Below are 21481 nucleotides of genomic sequence, written 5' to 3'. Positions count from 1 at the left end.
AGGAAACCGTCTATGAATCAGTTACAAGCAACAAACGCCCAGCCTGCCGAGGCAGGCGCATGGCACCCAGTGTGCGCACTCGAGGATATCTGGCCGAATATGGGGGTCTGTGCCCTGATTGAAGGCCAACAAATTGCCATTTTCCGCCTTAAAGACGACCAGCTCTACGCGCTGGATAATCACGACCCGCATAGCGAGGCCAATGTGCTATCCCGCGGCCTGGTCGGTGATTTGGGCGGCGAGCCTGTAGTCGCCTCACCGATTTACAAGCATCACTACCAGCTACGCACTGGCCTCTGTGTTGAGGACGCAACCGTGTGTCTGAATGTTTACCCGGTCGAAGTCAGGGATGGCAAGGTGTGGGTACAACGATAACCAGGGTGACTCAGAGGACAGAACCATGCACGCCATGAAAAAGACCGATAAACCCGGCCAGCACACCATCCTGAATAGTGACCGCATGGTGGCGCTGATCAACCTCTCTGGCCGCCAGCGCATGCTATCGCAACGCATTGCGCTCAATATCCTGTTGAGTGCACACCAGCCTGAAGCACTGGCCCAAGCCAAAGAGGCGTTGGCCTTGTTTAGCCAGACACATACACTTCTGGTCAAAGGCAACCATGAGTATCCCGGTGTTTATTTTGCCGCGCTGGAAAAAGTATTGTTTGGCCCGGAAGATAACGAGGCCAAAATCCGGCAATTTATTCAACATTGCCAACAGGCGATTAGCGCCTGCGAAAGTAATCAGGGTCTGCCTGCAGCCATGATCCCCTTGCTGGGCGAAGAGGCCAGCTTGATCGTGGCCGTCCTCAACCAGATTACGGTCACGTACGAAAATGAATCCAAACACTGCGAACTGCTCAGACGCAAAAAGCAGGAAAACCTGATGAGCAGCATCCAGAAGATCGCCAAAGAAGCCAAGATTGTTTCCTTTAACGCGCAGGTCATCGCCGCACGGTCTGGCGACGCCGGCAAGGAGTTTGCCGTGGTCGCCAGCGTCATGACCGACATCACCAATGAAATTGAACAACTGGTGGCTAAAGCGCTGGTGAGTGATTAACGCCCTAAAAACACCATCACCATCAGCCCGGATGGATGATGGTGATTTGTTTGCGGGCGAACGGCAGTGCCAGTCACTGTCGTCGCGCATTATGCGGGGATGACGCAATCATTCCCCATGGGTTAGCCGTGATGTTCATGGGCAGCAGCCACTTGATGCTGTGACTGCACATTATTTTCCATCACTTGCTCGATAAAGGGATTCTGGCCGAGGGTATAGTTTGAGGCGCTCTGTACACTGACTTGGCTAGATTCAAACTTGGTATGCAGCATATTTTCAACTGCGCTTAAATCTGTGGCGTTTGATTGATCGGCCGCAAAACCAGCCACTGAAAAAGACAAGAGAACAAGGGTAGATAACAATTTCATTTTATGACTCCTAGTGATAAACAACAGTACGTTGTGAGGTGCAATTTACGCGGAGTCTGGGAGCAAATGAAATTGTTTGTTTGAATGGATTTATTCAAACAAACAATGGAACCTTTGGCGTCTTACGGCGAGCTTACAAAGCCTTAAATAGGGAGTAGATTCCCTTGACGATAGATTGATGCCCATCTAATATCAAACCCCATAGGAGATGACATTCCTCCTTGGGAGTCGCGAGTAAATACTTCCTCAACCGCCCAGTGCTGATGATGTCTACACGAACCCGGGACGGGTGGTGTAGACACGACCATACGCCTTGTCCTGATATTGAAACCAAGCTTGGGACAAGTCTCTTGAAATTGACACCAGTTCACACACCACAGACCTTGTTGCGTCAACATTCGGTTCGGATTTCCTGTCCGCCGCAGCCCTATCCGCCTGTCTTGCCCAAGCCGGGGCCTGACCCTGCGCCGCCACCGGAATGATGAGATGCATGCCCCCACCATTCGTTTTGACCAAGGTGGAAAGATTGCCTGCCAGCGCCTCTGACCCCACACTCAGCCAAGGACCGATAAGCCATGAACTTACGTGATTTGAAGTATTTATTAGCCGTCTCTGAATATAAAAACTTTAGCAAGGCGGCTGAACATTGTGCGACCACGCAGCCCACGTTGAGCAATCAGATCAGAAAGCTGGAAAACTATCTGGAGGTGGAGATCTTTGAAAGAGGCACGCATTTTGTGCGGGTCACCCCTGTGGGAGAAAAGATTATTGAGGCCGCCACGCAGGTGATCGAGCATGCAAACCAGATTGTTCATATTGCACGCGAATTCAAGCAGCATGCCTCTACCAAGCTCACCTTTGGCAGTTTTCCGTCTCTTGGGCATGCCCTGCCACTGCAATACATCTTCCATCTAAAACAGCAGTTCAAGCCATTTAAAGTGCAACATGTGGAAGAAGATGTGGATGTGCTCATCAATTTATTGGTGAATCAGGAAATTGATTTTGCCTTGCTGCCATTGCCGGTCACGCATGCCAGTCTGACGGGCATCAAACTGCTGGATGACCCGTTGTACGTAGTCGTGCCCAGCCATCATGCCTATGCCTCATGCAAAAGCCTGCAACTCAGTGATTTAAACCAGCAACCCCTGCTTTTTCTGGTGGAGGATCAGTCGCATTACCGGCAAATTCTGGAGCATTTTGATGCCAATTTTGCCCGGCAGCATTTGCACAAAGATGATGATTTCAAGGCGGTGAGCTTTGAAGCGCTCAGGATGATGGTCAAACATGGTTTGGGGCTGGCCGTGATTCCTGGCACAGCCATCAACCATGAGGATCAGGATGTGCACTATATCCCCTTTGCCTTACCGGCGATTGGTCGTTCGATTGGCGTTTACTGGCATAAACATCATGCGAATCCGACCCTATTGCAAGCGATCTGTACCTATTTGCAAACCACGATGTCCGCCGAGAACACGCTGTTTTAACCCGGCATCCAGCCATTGCCATTGACGGATATTGGCATGCAGCCGCCTCATCCGGCCTTGAGGCCGCTATCGACATATGCCATCGCATGCAGATGGTCAGCATCCAGAATAAATTAACATAAATAAATATCCTCGATAATTATATTCATAAAAATCAATCATTTAAGGGTATGAATCGGTTTTTATTGGCACATATTCACCAACGCTTTAAAGGTTTAATAACAGACTCACAGCGTGTAACTATTACTAAAGAGGACATTTTTCATGCAAATTGCACGTCTCAAGCTGTCTACCTTGATAGTCAGCGTTTTGACGACTATCCTGCTGGCTGTTTGCCTGTTCGTGTTTTTGAATATGCAGGCCAATAAAACAGTGGCGATTAATGGGGAGCAATACAACAAGATCATAGACCAGAAGGATCTGGTCGCTGACGTATTACCCCCGCCGGAGTATTTGATCGAAACCTGGCAACTGATCCTGCAAAGTGTCGCCATGAATGCATCATCAGCGGCCCCCCTGCAGCAAAAAGTCAGCGTCCTTAGGGCCGAGTTTGAAAAACGCCATGCTTACTGGGAGAAGAAACTTAATAACCCCGAGATCAAGCATTTGATGGCTGAACAGCTGTATGCCTCAGGCCAGGCTTTTTTTGCAATATACGATCACAAATTTATCCCTGCGCTGAATGCGCAGGATAAAAAGCAGATTGAGTCTGCATTGCACGAGTTAAACGCTGCCTACGAGGCCCATCGAACAATTGTTGATCAGGTGGTCATCTACACAAACAAGACAGCGCAAACGCTGGAAGCTGAAACAGCGCAAGTCATTTCCAAGGGTGAGATCGCCAATTATGTGATGGTGTTACTGCTGATCGCGTTTGCCAGCGGCTTAGGCTATTTCATCGTCAGCACGGTTAAAAAACGTTTGGGGATGGATCCTGTTGAGTTGTCAGAGTTGGCTGGCCGTTTTTCTGATGGTGACTTTTCAGCGCACATTGCATTGCCTGTTGGCGATGAAACCAGTGTCGCGCACTCCATGCAGGTACTCCAACGCACACTGAGCAAACTCTCAACGGAAACCAACCGGCTGGCGAAAGCCGCGATTGAAGGGCAATTGTCTACGCGTGCAGAGACGGCAGCCTTTAATGGCGAGTTCAAGCGTTTGGTCGAGGGCTTTAACCAGACGCTGGATGGTGTGATTGTGCCGTTAAATGTGGCGGCGAGCTATGTGGCAGATATCTCCAAAGGCAATATCCCTGACAAGATTACTGCAACGTATCATGGCGATTTCAATGCCATTAAAGATAATCTTAATCATTGCATTGATGCCGTGAATGCGCTGATTGCGGACGCCAATATGTTGTCAGAGGCGGCGGTTGCCGGACGCTTATCTACGCGTGCAGATGCGAGCAAACATGAAGGCGATTTCCGCAAAATTGTTGAGGGCGTGAACCATACGCTGGATGCGGTCATTTCTCCACTCAATGTCGCTGCAGAATATGTGGATCATATTGCCAAAGGTCGTATCCCGGAAAAAATCACAGACACTTACCGCGGGGATTTTAATACCATCAAAAACAACCTGAACCAGTGTATTGACGCAATCAATGCATTGATTGCGGATGCCCATCTGTTGTCGCAAGCCGCGGTGAGGGGCGAGCTGTCCACCCGTGCCGAAGCCCGTCAACATGAGGGAGATTTCCGCAAAATTGTCGAAGGCGTCAATGCGACACTGGATGCCGTGATCGTGCCACTCAACATGGCGGCCAGTTATGTCGCCCGCATTTCACGGGGCGAGATTCCGGCCTTGATTACCGAAACCTATCATGGCGATTTTAACGAAATCAAACGCAATCTGAATACCTGCATCCAGGCGGTCAATCACCTGGTCGAAGACTCTGCCCTGTTAGCACAGGCAGCCAAAGAGGGACGCATTCAGGTACGGGCTGACGAGACGAAACATACTGGGGATTTCCGCCAGGTGATTGCCGGGGTCAACCAGACACTGGATCTGATTGTTGAGCCAATCAAAGCGGTGCGTCAGGCGGTGGAGGCGATTGATACGGCAGCCAGTGAAATCGCTGCCGGCAATAACCAGCTTTCACGTCGCACGGAAGACCAGGCTGCAAGCCTGGAGCAAACGGCAGCGAGCATGGAGCAATTCGCTTCCATCGTCAAACACAATGCCGAGAATGCGCAAGAGGCCAACCAGCTGGCGCTGACCGCCTCCGGTGTGGCTGAAAACGGCGGCGCCGTGGTCCGCCAGGCCATCGCAAGCATGAATGCGATGAATGAGAGTGCACAACAGATTGAGGATATTATTGCCGTCATTGATGGCATTGCCTTCCAGACCAATATTCTGGCTCTAAATGCGGCAGTAGAAGCGGCACGTGCAGGGGAACAAGGCCGCGGCTTTGCTGTGGTGGCCAACGAAGTGGGCGCGCTGGCACACCGCTCTTCTGTCGCCGCCAAAGAAATCAATGGGCTGATTAGTGCCACGGTCAGCAACACTTACGATGCGGTGAAACAAGTGGACCATGCTGGCAAAACCATGGAAGAGGTGGTCAGTTCAGTGAAAAAAGTATCCGAAATCATGCGCGATATCAGCGAAGCCTCGTTTGAACAAAGCAAAGGGATAGAGCAAGTCAATCAGGCGATTACCCATATAGACGAGGCCACCCAGCAAAACGCTGCGCTGGTCGAAGAAGCGGCTGCAGCAGCAGAATCCATGCTGGATCAGGCGCATCAACTGAATCACGCGGTCCAACACTTCAAACTCGAGCAACCCACTGCGCGCCAGGCGCACTGGCCGACTGCCGCGCCATTGGTCGAGGCGGCTTGACTGCACATCACTGCATCCTGCACGGGGCGTCATCGACGCTCCACACCACATGACAGCCAATTGAATCGAGGCTAGGCTGTTTTCGGCCGCGAAAACGCGCTAAAGCTGACAGCGCTAATCACGAGCACGGCACCAAACAGTTGTGCGTGCGTTGGTGGCGCCTGTTCAACCGCTGCAATCACCATGGTGGTGACTGGAATCAGGTTCATGAAAATCGCTGCTTTGGCAGGGCCTAACTGTTTAATGCTGGCATTCCAGAACAGGTAAGCCAGGACACCGCCACCGAGCGCCATCGTCATCAACGCCAGGCCTGCATGCGGGCTCAGCATGGTCAACGCACTGCCCTGCCAGACCGCCACTCCGCTCAAGGCCAGCGCGCCTACGGTCATGATAGCTGCCGTGCTGGCAATGCCGCTCACCTGTTTGGGCATCATTTTCTTCACCAGCACGTTGTATAGCGCCCAGTTTAACGAAGCAATCAAAATATACAGATCGCCAGTCGCTATCGTCCATTGTGCGCCAGCCCCTAATACCACAATCGCCACCCCAGCAATGCCGATCGGGAACGCCATCCACTGCCGTCGACTTGGCCGATCGCCCAAAATGAAGTAGCCCAGAATGGCGGTCAGCAAGGGATTTAAAGCCATGATCAAGGCACCGTTGATTGCCGATGAATGTTGCATGCCCAAAAAGAAAAACAGATTAAACCCAAACACGCCGACGATGCCTAGCGTCAGATAGGCTTTCCACTCACGCAACGGAATCGCGGCATGCTTGAGCCTGGCAATCAGAATCATCACCATGGCAGCGATCACATAGCGGCTTGCACCCGCCAGATAAGGGCTCATTTCAGCCAACACCGGCTTTGCCAGATTGAAATTGGCCCCCCAGAAGATGGCGGCCAGGGTGGCCATCAAATACGTTCTCATCACACTCATGTTTGTTATTACCTCGCTTAACACGCTCTTTGTTCAGAGTTGCATGACAACGTTGTCATGTTAAAACAGAGCACAGCGGGCGTCTCGCCAACTGCAGCCGGTCATGCCAATTTGTCATCTGAAACGCGATATGTTGGATCTTCCAGCAAGTTGACCTCGACCATTTCTTTGGCGTTTTCAAGTAATTCCAAACAATCCTGACTCAAATGCTTTAAATGCAGTTGTTTGCCAGCAGCACGATATCTTGCGGCCACACTATCAATCGCGACCAGCGCTGAATGATCCATGACCCTGGCTTGTTTAAAGTCGATCACCACGTGCGCGCCATCATTGGCAGGATTAAACAAGGCTTGGAAGTGAGCAATAGAGGCAAAGAATAGCGTGCCATGCAGGTGATGCACAGTATGACCAGTCTGGTCTGTGTCGGTTGTGACAGCAAGCTGTTTGGCATGCTCCCAGGCAAACACGAGCGCAGAAACAATGACGCCAGCGATCACAGCAAGCGCCAGATCAGCAATAATGGTCACGCCACCGACTAACAAGCCAACAAACACATCCTGCTTGGGCACTTTGCCAAACAAGTTCAGCGTGCCCCATTCAAATGTTTTCTCTGCTACCACAAACATCACGCCAATCAACGCAGCGAGTGGGATCATTTCGATCCAGCGCGATGCAAATAAAATAAATGAGAGCAGAAAAAGCGAGGTGGCCATGCCAGACAGGCGTTTAAGGGCACCATTGTTGATATTGATCATGCTTTGACCAATCATGGCACAGCCGCCCATGCCGCCCAAAAAGGCCGTCACGACATTGGCAGCCCCTTGTGCCATGGCTTCCCGGTTCGGACGGCCGCGGGTTTGTGTCATTTCATCAATCAGGTTAAGTGTGAGCAAGGTTTCTATCAGGCCAACCGCTGCCAGAATCAGTGCATAAGGGAAAATGATATACAGTGTTTCCAACGTCCATGGCACAGCAGGCACGTGGAATTGCGGCAGTCCGCCTGCAATCGATCCCAGATCGCCCACGGTCTTGGTATCCAATCCCCAATAGATCACGCAGACCGACACGACGATAATCGCAGCCAGCGTCGATGGAATGGCGCGTGTCCATTTAGGCAGCAGATAAATAATCGCCATAGTAATGGCTATCAGGCCCAACATGGTATAGAGCGCAGCGCCCGTCATCCAGCCCATTGAACCATCGGGCTGGATGGTTTTGAAGTGATTAAACTGAGCCAGAAAAATGACTATCGCCAGCCCATTCACAAAGCCCAACATTACCGGATGCGGCACCATACGAATAAATTTGCCCAATTTTGCCACCGCAAACAGAATTTGTAGCAGGCCCATGAGCACAATCGTCGCAAACAGATATTGCACGCCATGCTGTACCACCAGCGCCACCATCACGACAGCCAAGGCCCCGGCCGCACCGGAAATCATCCCTGGCCGACCGCCGAAAACAGAGGTAATCAAAGAGACAAGCACCGCTGCATAGAGTCCAGTTAGTGGAGAGACATGTGCGATGAGCGCAAAGGCAATCGCTTCTGGCACCATGGCAAGGGCCACCGTCAGCCCACTGAGCACATTGGTCTTGATTTCAGAAAATGTCAGGGATGATTGATCAGCAAACATTGTTGATTCCTTGAATCTCACCGGCAAATAGGCTTCATGCACCACATTGACCAGCAGTCATTGGTAAGTGAGTCAGCAGATGCTGAACATCATTCGGTATGATGAAAGAGAGGCAGCCATCTCGTCGCTCTGTACATCAGCGTCGCTTATTGGTTTCGGCAGCCAAGCCCTTATGCTTGGCTAAGGGCGCGCAACACCGATTGCAATACCCCTGGAAACTTCTGCTCAATTTCTTCCAGACGCAGTGCATTCATATGCTCGGTGCCCTCGATAAGGGTTTCCACCAGCCCGGCCGCGCGCAGAATTTTAAAATGATGCGACAGGCTGGATTTAGGCCGGTTGAGGTCGAACTCGCCACAAGTCATCTTTCGGCCAGCCACCGCCAGCCGCCCCACAATTTCAAGCCGGGTCGGGTCAGACAAGGCATACATGAGGTCGGTGAGTTCTACCTGCTCTATGCTGGGATGTTTAATTTGTCGCATCCTTTAAATATAACATACTACTTGATATTATTCTATTGTTCGATTATATTCGAACAATAGAATTTAGTCAGACGATTGATTGAAAGAGCCTATGAAAAAAGAAACGTCCACCCAAGGGATCCCGTTGGCCCTGTTCGCACTGATGGCGGGGGCATTCGGCATCGGGACGACCGAGTTCGTGATCATGGGATTGTTACCTGACGTGAGCCGGGATTTGCACGTGAGCATTCCTAGCGCCGGCCTGTTAATCACCGGTTATGCGCTGGGGGTTGCGATTGGCGCACCGATCATGTCCATCCTGATGGCAAAATTCCCGCGTAAAAACGCCCTGTTATGGCTCATGGCTATTTTCACCTTAGGCAATTTGACCTGCGCCATCGCGCCAGATTATGCGACCTTAATGTTGGCCAGGGTCGTTACCTCATTCGCACATGGCACTTTTTTTGGCATAGGTGCCATCGTGGCCACAGATCTGGTCGCCAAAGATAAACGGGCGTTTGCACTAGCCTTGATGTTTACCGGCCTGACGGTTGCGAACGTGGTTGGCGTGCCAGCCGGAACCTGGTTAGGCCAGATGCTGGGATGGCGTTCGACCTTTTGGGCGGTGACGATGATAGGCCCAATCGCGCTCGCTGCCATCTACTTGCTGGTGCCCAAAGATCACCACGCGACAACGGTGGATGTGGCCTCCGAAATCCATACCCTGCTGCAACCGCAAGTCATTGCCGGATTACTGTTAACCATCATTCTGATACAGGCTTGTTCGCCATTCTGACCTACGTTGCGCCTATCCTGACCGATGTAGCGCACTTCTCTCCTGCGGCAGTTTCGCCGGTGTTTCTGCTCTTTGGCGCAGGCATGGTGGTCGGCAATATCATAGGTGCCAAACTAGCGGATATCCATCTGGACCACACGCTGATTGGGGCATTGATGTGCATCATTGCCATTCTGGCGGGCTTTTCATTTTTTGCGCAGGACAAATTCGCCGTCGTCAGCCTGGTGGGCTTACTCGGGATTGCGGGGTTTGCCGTGGTGCCTGCATTGCAGATCAAAATACTGGAAAAGGCGAGTGGCGCGCCGACGCTGGCTTCTGCCATGAACATTGGCGCCTTTAACATTGGCAATGCAGCAGGCGCCTGGGTGGGTGGTCTGGTCATTTCATCAGGACTGGGCTTGACCGCCATAGGCTGGATTGCCGCATGTATCGTCTCAGCTGGCCTCGCACTGGCCGTCTTAGAAATGCAGTTTTTTCCGCACAAAGCCAAGATTTAATTGGCCACTTTAACGCATTAACCAATTGAAAAATTCACCTAAAGGACGCTTATGACTGACTTATTTTCTAGCTACACATTAAAAAACGTTACGCTCAGAAACCGTATTGCGGTGCCACCTATGTGCCAGTACATGGCCGAAGATGGCGTCGCCAACGACTGGCACCAGGCGCATTACGCGACACTGGCCCGCGGTGGCAGTGGCCTGGTGATTGTGGAGGCGACCGGCGTAGCACCTGAAGGCCGCATTACACCTGGGTGTCTGGGCATCTGGAATGATGCGCAAGCAGAGCAATTGCGTAAGATTGCGGCGGCCATCAAAGCTGCAGGCGCAGTCCCCGGCATCCAGATTGCGCATGCCGGCCGCAAAGCCAGTGCCAACAAACCCTGGGAGGGCGATGACCATATGGCCGAAAGTGATGCGCGTGCCTGGCAACCGATTGCACCTTCTGCCCTGGCCTTTGGCGGTGGCTTGCCACGTGTCCCCCAAGCCATGACGCTTGCAGATATCGCCCGCGTACAAAATGACTTTGTGGCGGCAGCCAAACGTGCACTGGCCGCTGGTTTTGAATGGCTAGAAATCCACTTTGCGCATGGTTACCTGGGCCAAAGCTTTACCTCGGCGCACTCTAACCAGCGTACCGACCAATATGGCGGTAGTTTTGAAAACCGCTCACGATTTACAATTGAGACCCTGGAAGCCATTCGCGCCGTCTGGCCGGAGCATCTGCCACTGACAGCCCGCTTTGGCGTGATTGAGTATGATGGCAAAGATGAAGAAACCTTGAGTGAGTCTATCCAGTTGGTGAAAGCCTGGCGTGATCGTGGCCTGGATATGCTCAGTGTGAGTGTCGGCTTTACCATCCCTGAAACCAATATTCCCTGGGGGCCCGCTTTTCTGGCGCCGATTGCACAGCGCGTGCGTCAAGAAGCCGGGATTCCGGTGTCTTCCGCCTGGGGCTTTGGTGCCCCCACCCTGGCGGATGGTGCCATCCGCAACGAGCAACTGGATCTGGCCATGATCGGCCGCGCGCACCTTGAAAATCCGCATTGGCCTTATTTTGCGGCCAAGGCGCTAGGCAAGGATCAGGCCGCCTGGGTGTTGCCAGCCCCTTATGCCCATTGGCTGGCGAGATATCACAACCCTAGCGAGACAGTTAAAAAGTAAGCTTGGGTAGCCACAAAAAAATAAACCTGCTTGCGCAGGTTTATTTTTTGTTTGGCAGCGGTGCATTTATTCGGCGGGCTTGTCCATCAATTCCATTTCATCACTGGCCATCAACCGCTCGATGTCCACCAGAATAATCATTTCACTCTCAACTGTTGCCAGACCAATCACATAGTTGGTGTTAATCCGTGTCACCAGTGTCGGCATTTCACGCAGATTTTCTTCGTACAACTCCCGCACATCCGATACGCCATCGACAACGATGCCGACGACGCGACCACTGAGGTTCAGAATAATGACGACCGTGAATTCGTTATAGACCACCTCGCCCAGATCAAACTTGATACGCAAATCCACGATAGGCACAATTTTGCCGCGCAGGTTGACCACGCCTTTGATAAACGCAGGCATATTGGCAATATGGGTCACCGGATCATAGCCGCGGATCTCCTGTACTTTGAGGATATCAATCCCGTATTGCTCGTTGCCGAGAATAAAAGTCAGGTATTCGCCCGCAGTTTGTTTGGCGCTCGCGCTATCCGCGCTGCTGTTTTGTGTCATTGCATTCATCACTGCATCCTCATAAAAACGTTTACATCCTGATCGTATTAGCAGGCCCAGGCTAGCCTGCAGACCAGGCAAGGCTAAAACTGGACGGCAATGGCCGTGGCCGCGGTCAGGTTATGGTCCGTCTGACGACGGCCAGACTCATTAAAAATATCATCCCGGCTTTGCAACTGCCGCAGCTCGGCGCGCACGGTCACACGCGGGCATATTTTGTAATCCGCATTCACCGAGTAGCCCATGGTTTTAAAACCGTGAGGGGTGCCGGTGTTGATAATCACCCCTTGTTTGTCCTGATAGTATTCCACGCGCCCGGTGACACTGAACTGGCTGGAATACTGGTATTTGGCCAGTACAGCCGGCGCCAGCCACACATTGTAGCCGTCGCCCGCTCCTGGCGGTTTTTCTTCGGCGCCAATATCAAACGCGGTAATCAGGCTCCATTGCTCATCCAGCTTAAAGATGCCATAAAAGTCATGAAAATAACGCATCTGCCGCGCACGGTCAGATTTGTCATTGCCGATAAACGAGCTGCTATTGAGCGTCACCCGGTCATTCGGTTTATAGGTCAGTTGATGGCCGATGGACGGCGTCGTATTGCCTTGCGGCGCACGGATGCGCTGCCAACCATTCAACACCAAGCCACTCGCCATCCACTTGCCATCAGCAGAGGTATAACTGAGTTTGGCCCCTGTTTCAAAATAAGGCGAATTCTCTGCCATCAAGCTACGCGTCAGCGTCCAGTTCTCGGTGCCGATCGCACTTTCAAAGCCCAGGTGCGAGGGCATCACCCCGGCCTCCAGCCAGAGATCGTGGTTGGCTGAAAGCTTGACACCCGCATTGGCTTCAAAAATATGTTGCAAATCTTTAGGCTCGGCAGCGTAATTGGCGCGCATATAACTGCCAGAAGCCAGCGCCAGGTTACCGCGCACGCGCTGCGTATTCACACTGGCCTTGACCATGGCCAGGTTGATGCTCAAATCATTGGCCCGGTTATGGCTGTAGATAAAGTCGGGCCGTTTATGGTTGGGCGGATCATTAAAATCACGCACATAATAGCTCTCGACATACCCACTTAGCGTCAATGGTGCAACCGTCTCCGCTGCAGGCGTCTCTTCTGCGCTGACAACCAGCGGCAAACCTGCGGCCAAGGCCAACAGTACGACAAACATCTTTCTTAAAATCACAACCATTTAACGACAAATTCCGCTAAAAATTAAAACGGATCGCTGTCATGAGGACATGATTCTCACGGTCTACGGTTTTGGTATTTATAAACTGGTTCAGATAGCCGATATCGGCATTGCTAAAGTCACTGAATTTCCAGTTCACGCCCAGAAACAGGCGGTTCTGGTCAAACCCCTTGCGTGGACCCCAGTGCGTATCGTTAAAGTTGATAAACAACTCGTCATACACCACCCAGGATAATTGCGGATTCAAGCTCGAAGGCAGACTGGCGCGCACCATTTGCCGCCAGCGATAGGCGTGCTGGCTAAAGTCCTCCCGCTCACGGTTTTCCAGCCTGGAACGGCTGCTCAAGCTTACCCCGCCAATCGGGTCAAACTGGTAAGAAAACTGCTGCCACAAGCGGTTTTCCTGATAGGCCGAGGCGCCTGCCGGATGGTTGATAATCGTGTCATACCCTAACCAGACACTGGCCTTGGGCGTCACCTTGTAAAAAATGGACGGGCGCAGAATCAGCGTATCAAAATGCTTGCCCTCATCACGCCAGCGCGGATGCGTGTCCATGCTCCAGTATAAATTCTCTACCGGCAATTTACCTTGGGCATAAATATTGAGCCAATAACGGCCGTCTTCTTCGACTTCTGCCCGAGCAAGTCCGGTGATCCCGACCAGCAACAACGTAAACAAGCGCGGTAGTCGTTGAAGAAATATCTTGGCTGGCAGGGCTGTTAAAAAGCACGTCATTTCTTGTTCCAGTAATTCATAATTTCAGAAGGGATTTTCGACAACGGCACTTCTCTTTGTGTCGCGCCCAATTTGTGTGCCTCTTTGGGCATGCCGTAAACCACACAACTTCTTTCATCCTGCCCCAGTGTCTCGGCCCCTGCCTCCAGCATTTCCTTCAGGCCTTGTGCGCCATCGTCGCCCATGCCCGTCATGATGATGCCCAAGGCATTCTTACCTGCCTGCTGGGCGACCGAACGGAACAGCACATTGACCGAGGGGCGATGGCGGCTGACCAGCGGGCCATCAATCACGTCAACATGATATTGCGCGCCACTGCGTTTAAGCAGCATGTGCTTGCCGCCCGGGGCAATCAGGGCGCGGCCAGGGATGACGCGGTCACCATGGGCAGCTTCCTTGACTTCGATATCACAGAGTTCATTGAGTCGCTTGGCAAATGCGGCCGTAAAATTTTCTGGCATATGCTGCACGATCACCATGCCAGGCGAGACGCGTGGCAAGCTGGTGAGCACAGCCTCTAGCGCTTGGGTGCCGCCAGTGGAGGTGCCAATAGCGATAATGCTTTCTGTCGTCTGTGCCATGGCCCGGTTACTGGGCGCAGCGAGTACCGCATCCGCTGTCAGCTTGGGGGCGACCTTGGCCACAGGTTCAGCATGCGTGATTCTTTTCAGATTGGCTTTTGCCGCAACCTTGATCACATTGATAATGTCGTTGGCATCATCTTCTAAAAAGTCTTTCAAGCCCGCCTTGGGCTTGGTGACAATGCTCACCGCCCCAGCTGCCAGCGCCTGAATGGTGGTTTCGGCGCCCTTCTCGGTCAGTGTCGAACAGATAATGACCGGCGTGGGGCGCTGCGACATGATTTTCTTGAGGAAGGTGATGCCATCCATTCTAGGCATCTCCACATCAAGAATCACCACATCCGGCCAATCTTTCATCATTTTATCCATGGCGAAAATGGGATCGGAAGCCGCAGAAATGACCTCAATCTCTGAACATTTTGTAATTTTCTCAGCAAGGACTTTTCTGACCACTGCTGAATCATCCACAATCATGACCCTGATTTTTTTCATAATTAATATTCTCGTTAAGCCTTGCTTTTCACCCAGGCAAACCCACTCCAGATATCAAAAATAATATAGCGTGAGTCCTCACCGCCATAATGATTGGCATGGATTTGAAAGCCGTTTTCGGCCAGAAGCATCAAAACGGCATGCAAGTTCCGGTCCCCAATATTGTTTTTCTGGTTTATCTGCAATTGCGGAAACATATTGCTGCCGCCGAACACTTTCACCTGGCAGTCTTGCGGGCGAAGCTTGAGTTTGGCCATTTCTTCCATCATCAAGGCAATCGCTTCATCGGCATATTTGCCTGACCTGCCAGAAGCTGTTTCATTCTTGTCTTTACGTGAGGCATGCCGCTGCGGCAACAGGATATGGCACATGCCTCCCATCTGTTTTACCGGGTGCCAGATGGTGATTGCCACGCAGGAGCCCAGAATGGTTCGGACTCTGGTATCAGCATCGCCCCAGTACCATTCACCAGGCTGCAAAAAAACCTCAAAAACCTCTTCAGGCTTTTTATCGAATAATCCAAAACTCAAGGTAGGCTGGGTACGCATCAACATAACAACTAATTAGCAGCTTTTTTATAAATAGAAGGCGCTTCAGAGACAAATTTCTCAGTGACGCCATTCAAGCTCTCGGAATGACTGATCATGAAGTAGCCGCCATCCTTGAGCAAGGGCAACATTTGATCTGTAATCTGCCGTTTGGTCTCGACATCAAAATAGATCATCACGTTACGCAAAAAAATCACATCAAACTGGCCCAGATCAGGAAAAGGCTTGGTCAGATTAACCTGCAAAAATTTGATCCGTTGCCTGAGCTCTTTCACAATTAGCAGCTCGCCGTCGTGATCGCCGGTGCCTTTCAGGCAATATTTGGTCAGATAAGGCCTGGGGATCTCGGAGGCACGCTGCATGTTGTAACAACCGCTGTGCGCTTGCTGCAACACCTTGGTGCTTAAATCAGAGGCGACAATTTCCCAGGGCTCTTTGCCCAGATGTTCATCAAGCAACATGGCAATCGTATAGGGCTCCTCACCAGACGAGCACGCCGCACTCCAGACCCGGAAAGGCTTGCCTTTGCTACGCTTGGGCAGAATCACTTCTTTAAAGAAGTCAAAGTGTTTGGGCTCTCTGAAAAAATGCGTTTCGTTGGTGGTGAGCAAATCAATCGCAATCTGCTTTTCCGTCGCATTGGCCGGATCATTAATCAACTTGTAATACTGCGTGAATGAATGCAGTTTATGAAAATGCAGGCGCTTACTGAGCCGGCCACTCACCAACGGTTTTTTAACGTCAGACAGGGCAATGCCTGCTTGTGAGTAAATAAAGCTTTTAAACAAGCCAAACTCTTTGACGGTTAATGATTCAATCTGATCCATCTTATTTACCCTTTAACTCGCCAATGTTTATCAGACTAGCGATTAGTTTCCAATCTCTCACTTGCTTCAAGCGTTAATTCGCCAAAGCGGCGCCAGTCGCCAGACTAGAGACCTCATCGACAGACAATACCTTGTTCACGTTGAGTAAAATAATAAACTTACCCTCTATCTTGCCCATGCCTTCAATAAAATCAGCGCGGATATTGGCACCAAAACTCGGCGCCGGCTCAATATTGCCAGCCTCAATATCCACCACTTCATTCACCGCATCCACCATCATGCCGACGACTTGTGTCCCCTCAGCATGCGCAACTTCAATAATCACGATACAGGTTTTGCGCGTGATGTCCGCCGTTGGCTTGTCAAACCGTGCTGCCATATCAATCACAGGCACCACCGCACCACGCAAATTAATTACCCCTCGGATAAACGCAGGCATTTTGGGCACTTCAGTCAGCTGCCCATACTCGATAATTTCCTTGATATTGAGGATATTTAGGGCAAACACTTCGCGTCCAAGCATAAATGTTAAATATTGCTGCACAGCCCCAGACAAACCATTCAGCGGATTACTTTCTTGTTTTACAACGACCAATTCACTCATTTTAGATCCTTTCGTTTTCTGTTTTAAGTACCGAATGGACACACGTCAATGTGTGCCCAATCACTTAAAACCTAACGAACTGCTCCTCATCAATGCCGCCACCATAGGTGCCAGTTTTTGGCGTTGGTATAGACTGGCTAATGACTGGCTTGCCCCCCTTAGATTTTTTACCAACTGGTTTACTACTTAAAGACTTCGTCCTTTGTCTTTCTGATCCTGCAGGTGCATGATGTTCGCTGCCCACTTTAAAGAAAGCGATTAAGTGTTGCAGTTGCTCGGCCTGGCCGCTCATTTCTTCTGCCGTCGCTGCCAGTTCTTCACTAGAACTCGCGTTTTGCTGGGTCACCTCATTCAGCTGGTTCATCGCAGCCGTAATCTGTAATGCACCACTGCTTTGCTCCTCACTGGCCGCTGAGATCTCTTGTACCAGGTCGCTGGTTTTATTGATACTAGGGACGATGTCGTCTAGCAAGTCACCGGCACGTTCTGCCAGGCTCACTGAGTTCTTGGCGACTTCACCAATCTCTTGCGCTGCCACCTGGCTACGTTCTGCCAGTTTTCGCACTTCTGCCGCAACCACAGCAAAGCCTTTGCCATGCTCGCCCGCACGTGCCGCTTCAATGGCCGCGTTCAAGGCCAGCAGGTTGGTCTGGTAGGCAATGTCATCAATAATGCTGATCTTGTCAGCGATACTCTTCATGGCAATCACGGTATCTTTCACCGCAGCCCCGCCTTCGTTGGCGTCTTTCGCGGCTTTACCGGCAATGCCATCGGTCACTTTAGAGTTTTCGGTATTCTGGTTAATTGAGGCACTCATCTGCTCAACGGAGGCCGAAGTCTCTTCAACAGCAGCGGCTTGTTCGTTAGTGGCCTGGCTGATGCTTTGCGCGGTCGCACTCACTTGCTCGGAGGCACTGGCAATATTGTCAGCGGAGCCTCTCACCTCGAGGATGACTTGCATCAATCGCTCTACCGTATTGACCACGGACAGCTTCAGCTCTTCAAGTTGGCCTTGATATTCATTGTCTATGCGTTGGGTCAAATCGCCTTGCTCAACCTCTTTCATCAATGCCATGACCTCTACCAGCGGATTGACAATGTTATCCAGCATGTCATTGAGGCCTTGCACCATCTTGCGGTAATCGCCCTTATACAAAGTTGAGTCTGCACGTACAGTCAAATTACCTTGTGAAGCGGCCTCAATCAGCATATTGATTTCACCTGACATGGCTTTCATATTGCTGCGGACCATTTCAATGGTGTCATTGATAAAGGCTTTTTTGCCAGGCAATTGCTCCATTGGCGCGTCAAAGTTACCCTCACCAAACTCCTTAATCACCGCCATGGCTTTTTTCTTCACTGCAATGTGGCCGCCGACCATGGTATTCACACCGACTGCCATAGTTTTGAAATCGCCCTGGAATTTATCTGCATTGATGACCACATCAATATCCCCGGCATCGTGCTCTTTGGACATATGGTTCATGTCGGCAATAAAACCTTTAAGGTTACTGCGCATGCTTTCAATGGTGTCGTTGATAAACGCTTTTTTACCGGGCAGTTGCTCCATCGGCGCATCAAAGTTACCTTCACCAAAGGCTTTGATGACCGCCATGGCTTTTTTCTTCACCGCAATATGACCACCAACCATGGTATTCACCCCTACCGCCATGGTTTTAAAATCGCCTTGGAATTTATCTGCATTCATCACCACGTCAATGTCACCCGCATCGTGCTCTTTCGACATATGGTTCATGTCGGCAATAAAGCCTTTAAGATTGCTGCGCATCTTTTCAATGGTGTCGTTGATAAAGGCTTTTTTACCTGGCAATTGCTCCATTGGCGCATCAAAGTTACCTTCGCCAAAGGCTTTGATGACCGCCATGGCTTTTTTCTTCACCGCAATATGGCCACCAACCATGGTGTTCACGCCCGCTGCCATAGTTTTGAAGTCGCCTTGGAATTTATCTGCATTCATCGCCACATCAATGTCACCGGCATCGTGCTCTTTCGACATATGGTTCATGTCGGCAATAAAGCCCTTGAGATTACTGCGCATCTTTTCAATGGTCTCATTGATAAACGCTTTTTTACCTGGCAGTTGCTCCATCGGTGCATCAAAATCACCTTCACCAAAGGCCTTAATGACCGCCATGGCTTTTTTCTTCACCGCAATATGTCCACCAACCATGGTATTCACCCCTACCGCCATGGTTTTGAAATCGCCTTGGAATTTATCTGCATTCATCGCTACATCAATATCTCCAGTATCATGCTCTTTGGACATGTGCTTAAGATCACTCATGAAATCATCCAGCACCTGTTGTTTCTGCGCCAATTGCTGTTGCAACTCGTAAATTTGCAAAAAAAGAGGACTTAACTCATCTTGAACACTTAAGTCCAGTGATTGATTCAACTGTCCCTTACCCAATTGCATTAAATATTGCTGCGCAACCTGAATGCGACTTTTATTGACTGCCCTGTAGTTCAAAATAGACATACTGTTTCTCCCAACATAATTACACTTGATTTAACAAATTTTTAGCCTACTGGCCGTGTGGCTCATGCTTCCCAACATCAGCCACATACATCTCGATCAAGTTAAAACTTCACAAACTGTGACTCATCAATATCGGCGGCATTGGCCGTCGCTACATGCAGCGCTGATTTGCTACTGGCTGGCTTGGTCACTTTTTTAACGCTCTTTTTCACTGAAGAGGAAAAAGCATTCTCTTCTGAACCCACCTTAAAGTAGGAGATCAATTGTTGCAGTTGCTCAGCCTGGCCGCTCATCTCTTCAGCGGTCGCCGCCAGTTCTTCACTGGAGCTGGCATTTTGCTGGGTCACCTGGCTCAGTTGATTCATCGCAGCCGTAATCTGCAAGGCTCCACTGCTTTGCTCTTCACTCGCGGCATAAATCTCTTGTACCAGATCACTGGTTTTGTTGATGCTAGGCACGATCTCATCCAGCAAGTCACCGGCACGCTCAGCCAGACCCACGGAATTCTTAGCCACTTCACCAATCTCTTGCGCCGCCACCTGGCTACGCTCTGCCAGCTTGCGCACTTCGGCCGCTACCACCGCAAAGCCTTTGCCATGCTCGCCCGCACGTGCCGCTTCAATGGCCGCGTTCAAGGCCAGCAGGTTGGTCTGGTAGGCAATGTCATCAATAATGCTGATCTTGTCAGCGATGCTCTTCATGGCAATCACGGTATCCTTCACCGCGGCCCCGCCTTCGTTGGCGTCTTTAGCTGCTTGACCGGCAATGCCATCGGTCACTTTAGAGTTTTCAGCGTTTTGGTTGATAGAAGCACTCATCTGCTCCACTGAAGCAGAAGTTTCCTCTACTGAAGCGGCTTGTTCGTTGGTGGCCTGGCTGATACTTTGTGCCGTCGCACTCACTTGCTCCGAAGCACTGGCAATATTGTCAGCGGAGCCACGGACTTCAGAAATAATACCGGTGAGGCGGTTCACCATATTGTCGATGGCAAACAAAATGCTGCTGTTATCATTGGGGCGTAAATCCGTCTTAACAGTCAAATCCCCTTCAGCGACGCGCTTGACAATGCCCGCAGCATAAGCAGGCTCGCCACCAATTTGAGACAGCAATTGTTCGACCATCTGCTTCATAGAGTACAACAGACTGCTGGTATCGCCGGGTCTGGTTTCTACCTGAACCGTGTAGTCGCCGGAAGCGACTGTTTTCACGACCGAAGCAGCGTACTCTGGCTTGCCACCAATTTGAGACATTAATTGCTCAACCATTTGCTTCATGGAGTACAACAAACTGCTGGTATCGCCAGGCTTGGTTTCCACTTGAATCGTGTAATCCCCCGCGGCTACCGTTTTCACAACAGCGGCTGCGTAATCCGGCTCCCCGCCCAATTGTTTTAACAGGTTACGGGTAATAAAGAAGCCGATTGCGGCGGCTAGCGCGATGACGGCCAAGGCGATTGTGCGGGAGAGCAGTAAAGCGGTGGCCTGTGTGTCAGAGGCGTCTTTTGAAGCCTTTTGACCGATTTCCACGTTGTACTTTCTATCCGCTTCAATCGCTTGTGAAACTTTAAGGAAGTCATCTTTCGCAGCGAAGACAGCCTTACGTGCCTCATCAATTTTGTTGGCACGTGAGAGCGACAATACACGCTCACGCACTGTATCGTAACTTCTCAGCTCAGATTTAATCCCTTCAATCAAGCTACGATCTTTATCGTCGGTGATATTCTCGGACTCATACTTCTTAACGCCTTCATCAAGCTTGGCCCGGTATTCCAGAATCACGCGATCCAACTGTGTCATGGTCGCGTCATCTGTATTGACGATATGCTGATAAACTGTTTCCTGCATATCCGCATAAGCTTTGGACATTTCATCCAAAACAATAATGCTGGGCACGGTATTGATATTGAGGTAATTGGTTTTGGTGTATACCTGGTCCAGGTAATACTGCGCCATGGAAGCGATTAAAATCAGGCCAAATACCGCTGTGCCAATCAGCAGTATCATTTTTTTTGCAACGGTCATTTTCATTTCAACTTCCTTTTCAACATTTAGTGATACTTCTCAACCGTACCAGCCAAGATTGCTATCCTGCATACAGACAAAACACTATTCACATTTAAACTCATTACAAACTGTCCCTGACTCTGCTCCGTGCCGCCTACAAAATCTGCACGGAGATTGGCTCTAAAACGAG

Annotated in this window: 21 protein-coding genes and 1 riboswitch; of the genes, 7 read left to right on the top strand and 14 right to left on the bottom strand. The window is 50.8% G+C overall.

The window, feature by feature from the left end:
• The first annotated feature begins 12 nt into the window (after window positions 1-12).
• The gene (gene nirD / locus ACT53C_RS13860) at window positions 13-375 is read left to right on the top strand and encodes a nitrite reductase small subunit NirD (RefSeq protein WP_476146920.1); all 363 of its coding nucleotides are present in this window, start codon (window positions 13-15) and stop codon (window positions 373-375) included.
• Between the two features lie 34 nt (window positions 376-409).
• The gene (locus ACT53C_RS13855; RefSeq protein WP_338656962.1) at window positions 410-1060 is read left to right on the top strand and encodes a type IV pili methyl-accepting chemotaxis transducer N-terminal domain-containing protein; all 651 of its coding nucleotides are present in this window, start codon (window positions 410-412) and stop codon (window positions 1058-1060) included.
• A 122-nt stretch (window positions 1061-1182) separates the two neighbouring features.
• Here ACT53C_RS13855 and ACT53C_RS13850 read toward each other — a convergent pair whose 3' ends face one another.
• Window positions 1183-1428: a hypothetical protein gene (locus ACT53C_RS13850; protein WP_476146918.1), complete on the bottom strand. Its 246-nt coding sequence runs from the start codon at window positions 1426-1428 to the stop codon at window positions 1183-1185.
• A 195-nt stretch (window positions 1429-1623) separates the two neighbouring features.
• Window positions 1624-1708: riboswitch (Fluoride riboswitch) on the top strand.
• Window positions 1699-1980, bottom strand: a complete 282-nt coding sequence (locus ACT53C_RS13845) for a hypothetical protein (protein WP_476146916.1) — start codon at window positions 1978-1980, stop codon at window positions 1699-1701. Its footprint overlaps the riboswitch before it by 10 nt.
• 23 nt (window positions 1981-2003) lie before the next feature.
• On the opposite strand from ACT53C_RS13845, the gene ACT53C_RS13840 reads away from it, so the two are divergent.
• On the top strand, window positions 2004-2912 hold the full coding sequence (locus tag ACT53C_RS13840) for a LysR family transcriptional regulator (protein ID WP_476146914.1): 909 nt from the start codon (window positions 2004-2006) through the stop codon (window positions 2910-2912).
• A 264-nt stretch (window positions 2913-3176) separates the two neighbouring features.
• Complete coding sequence (locus ACT53C_RS13835; protein ID WP_476146912.1) at window positions 3177-5750, top strand: methyl-accepting chemotaxis protein; 2574 nt, start codon at window positions 3177-3179, stop codon at window positions 5748-5750.
• 71 nt (window positions 5751-5821) lie between these two features.
• On the opposite strand, the gene ACT53C_RS13830 is transcribed toward ACT53C_RS13835, so the two are convergent.
• From ACT53C_RS13830 to ACT53C_RS13820, 3 genes are all read right to left on the bottom strand, one after another.
• Entirely contained in the window at window positions 5822-6688 is an 867-nt protein-coding gene (locus ACT53C_RS13830; protein ID WP_476146910.1) for a DMT family transporter, read from the bottom strand.
• A 101-nt stretch (window positions 6689-6789) separates the two neighbouring features.
• Window positions 6790-8322: a SulP family inorganic anion transporter gene (locus ACT53C_RS13825; RefSeq protein WP_476146908.1), complete on the bottom strand. Its 1533-nt coding sequence runs from the start codon at window positions 8320-8322 to the stop codon at window positions 6790-6792.
• 170 nt (window positions 8323-8492) lie between these two features.
• Window positions 8493-8804, bottom strand: a complete 312-nt coding sequence (locus ACT53C_RS13820; RefSeq protein WP_476146906.1) for an ArsR/SmtB family transcription factor — start codon at window positions 8802-8804, stop codon at window positions 8493-8495.
• Window positions 8805-8895: 91 nt separating this feature from the next.
• Between ACT53C_RS13820 and ACT53C_RS13815 the strand changes: the two genes are divergently transcribed.
• Genes ACT53C_RS13815 through ACT53C_RS13805 form a run of 3 tightly spaced genes read left to right on the top strand, consistent with a single transcriptional unit; the run spans window position 8896 to window position 11243 of the window.
• Window positions 8896-9579, top strand: a complete 684-nt coding sequence (locus tag ACT53C_RS13815; RefSeq protein WP_476146904.1) for an MFS transporter — start codon at window positions 8896-8898, stop codon at window positions 9577-9579.
• The gene (locus ACT53C_RS13810) at window positions 9564-10076 is read left to right on the top strand and encodes an MFS transporter (protein WP_476146902.1); all 513 of its coding nucleotides are present in this window, start codon (window positions 9564-9566) and stop codon (window positions 10074-10076) included. The genes ACT53C_RS13815 and ACT53C_RS13810 overlap by 16 nt, the downstream gene beginning before the upstream one ends.
• A 51-nt stretch (window positions 10077-10127) precedes the next feature.
• A complete protein-coding gene (locus ACT53C_RS13805) occupies window positions 10128-11243 on the top strand; it encodes an NADH:flavin oxidoreductase/NADH oxidase (RefSeq protein ID WP_476146900.1) in 1116 nt (371 codons plus the stop codon).
• 66 nt (window positions 11244-11309) lie between these two features.
• Here ACT53C_RS13805 and ACT53C_RS13800 read toward each other — a convergent pair whose 3' ends face one another.
• From ACT53C_RS13800 to ACT53C_RS13760, 9 genes are all read right to left on the bottom strand, one after another.
• Window positions 11310-11813, bottom strand: coding sequence for a chemotaxis protein CheW (locus ACT53C_RS13800; RefSeq protein ID WP_476146898.1), 504 nt, complete (start codon window positions 11811-11813; stop codon window positions 11310-11312).
• Window positions 11814-11887: 74 nt separating this feature from the next.
• The gene (locus ACT53C_RS13795; RefSeq protein ID WP_476146897.1) at window positions 11888-12979 is read right to left on the bottom strand and encodes a porin; all 1092 of its coding nucleotides are present in this window, start codon (window positions 12977-12979) and stop codon (window positions 11888-11890) included.
• A gap of 37 nt (window positions 12980-13016) precedes the next feature.
• Complete coding sequence (locus tag ACT53C_RS13790) at window positions 13017-13736, bottom strand: DUF2490 domain-containing protein (protein ID WP_476146895.1); 720 nt, start codon at window positions 13734-13736, stop codon at window positions 13017-13019.
• Entirely contained in the window at window positions 13733-14809 is a 1077-nt protein-coding gene (locus ACT53C_RS13785; protein ID WP_476146893.1) for a protein-glutamate methylesterase/protein-glutamine glutaminase, read from the bottom strand. The genes ACT53C_RS13790 and ACT53C_RS13785 overlap by 4 nt, the downstream gene beginning before the upstream one ends.
• 14 nt (window positions 14810-14823) lie before the next feature.
• The gene (locus ACT53C_RS13780) at window positions 14824-15363 is read right to left on the bottom strand and encodes a chemotaxis protein CheD (protein ID WP_476146891.1); all 540 of its coding nucleotides are present in this window, start codon (window positions 15361-15363) and stop codon (window positions 14824-14826) included.
• Window positions 15364-15368: 5 nt separating this feature from the next.
• The gene (locus ACT53C_RS13775) at window positions 15369-16184 is read right to left on the bottom strand and encodes a CheR family methyltransferase (protein WP_476146889.1); all 816 of its coding nucleotides are present in this window, start codon (window positions 16182-16184) and stop codon (window positions 15369-15371) included.
• A 73-nt stretch (window positions 16185-16257) separates the two neighbouring features.
• Entirely contained in the window at window positions 16258-16788 is a 531-nt protein-coding gene (locus ACT53C_RS13770; protein ID WP_476146888.1) for a chemotaxis protein CheW, read from the bottom strand.
• Between the two features lie 64 nt (window positions 16789-16852).
• The gene (locus ACT53C_RS13765; protein ID WP_476146886.1) at window positions 16853-19288 is read right to left on the bottom strand and encodes a methyl-accepting chemotaxis protein; all 2436 of its coding nucleotides are present in this window, start codon (window positions 19286-19288) and stop codon (window positions 16853-16855) included.
• A 101-nt stretch (window positions 19289-19389) separates the two neighbouring features.
• A complete protein-coding gene (locus ACT53C_RS13760) occupies window positions 19390-21315 on the bottom strand; it encodes a HAMP domain-containing methyl-accepting chemotaxis protein (RefSeq protein ID WP_476146884.1) in 1926 nt (641 codons plus the stop codon).
• Window positions 21316-21481: the final 166 nt, after the last annotated feature.

It is taken from the genome of Methylophilus sp. DMC14, from assembly GCF_056314085.1.
This window is presented reverse-complemented; position numbering and strand designations above follow the sequence as displayed.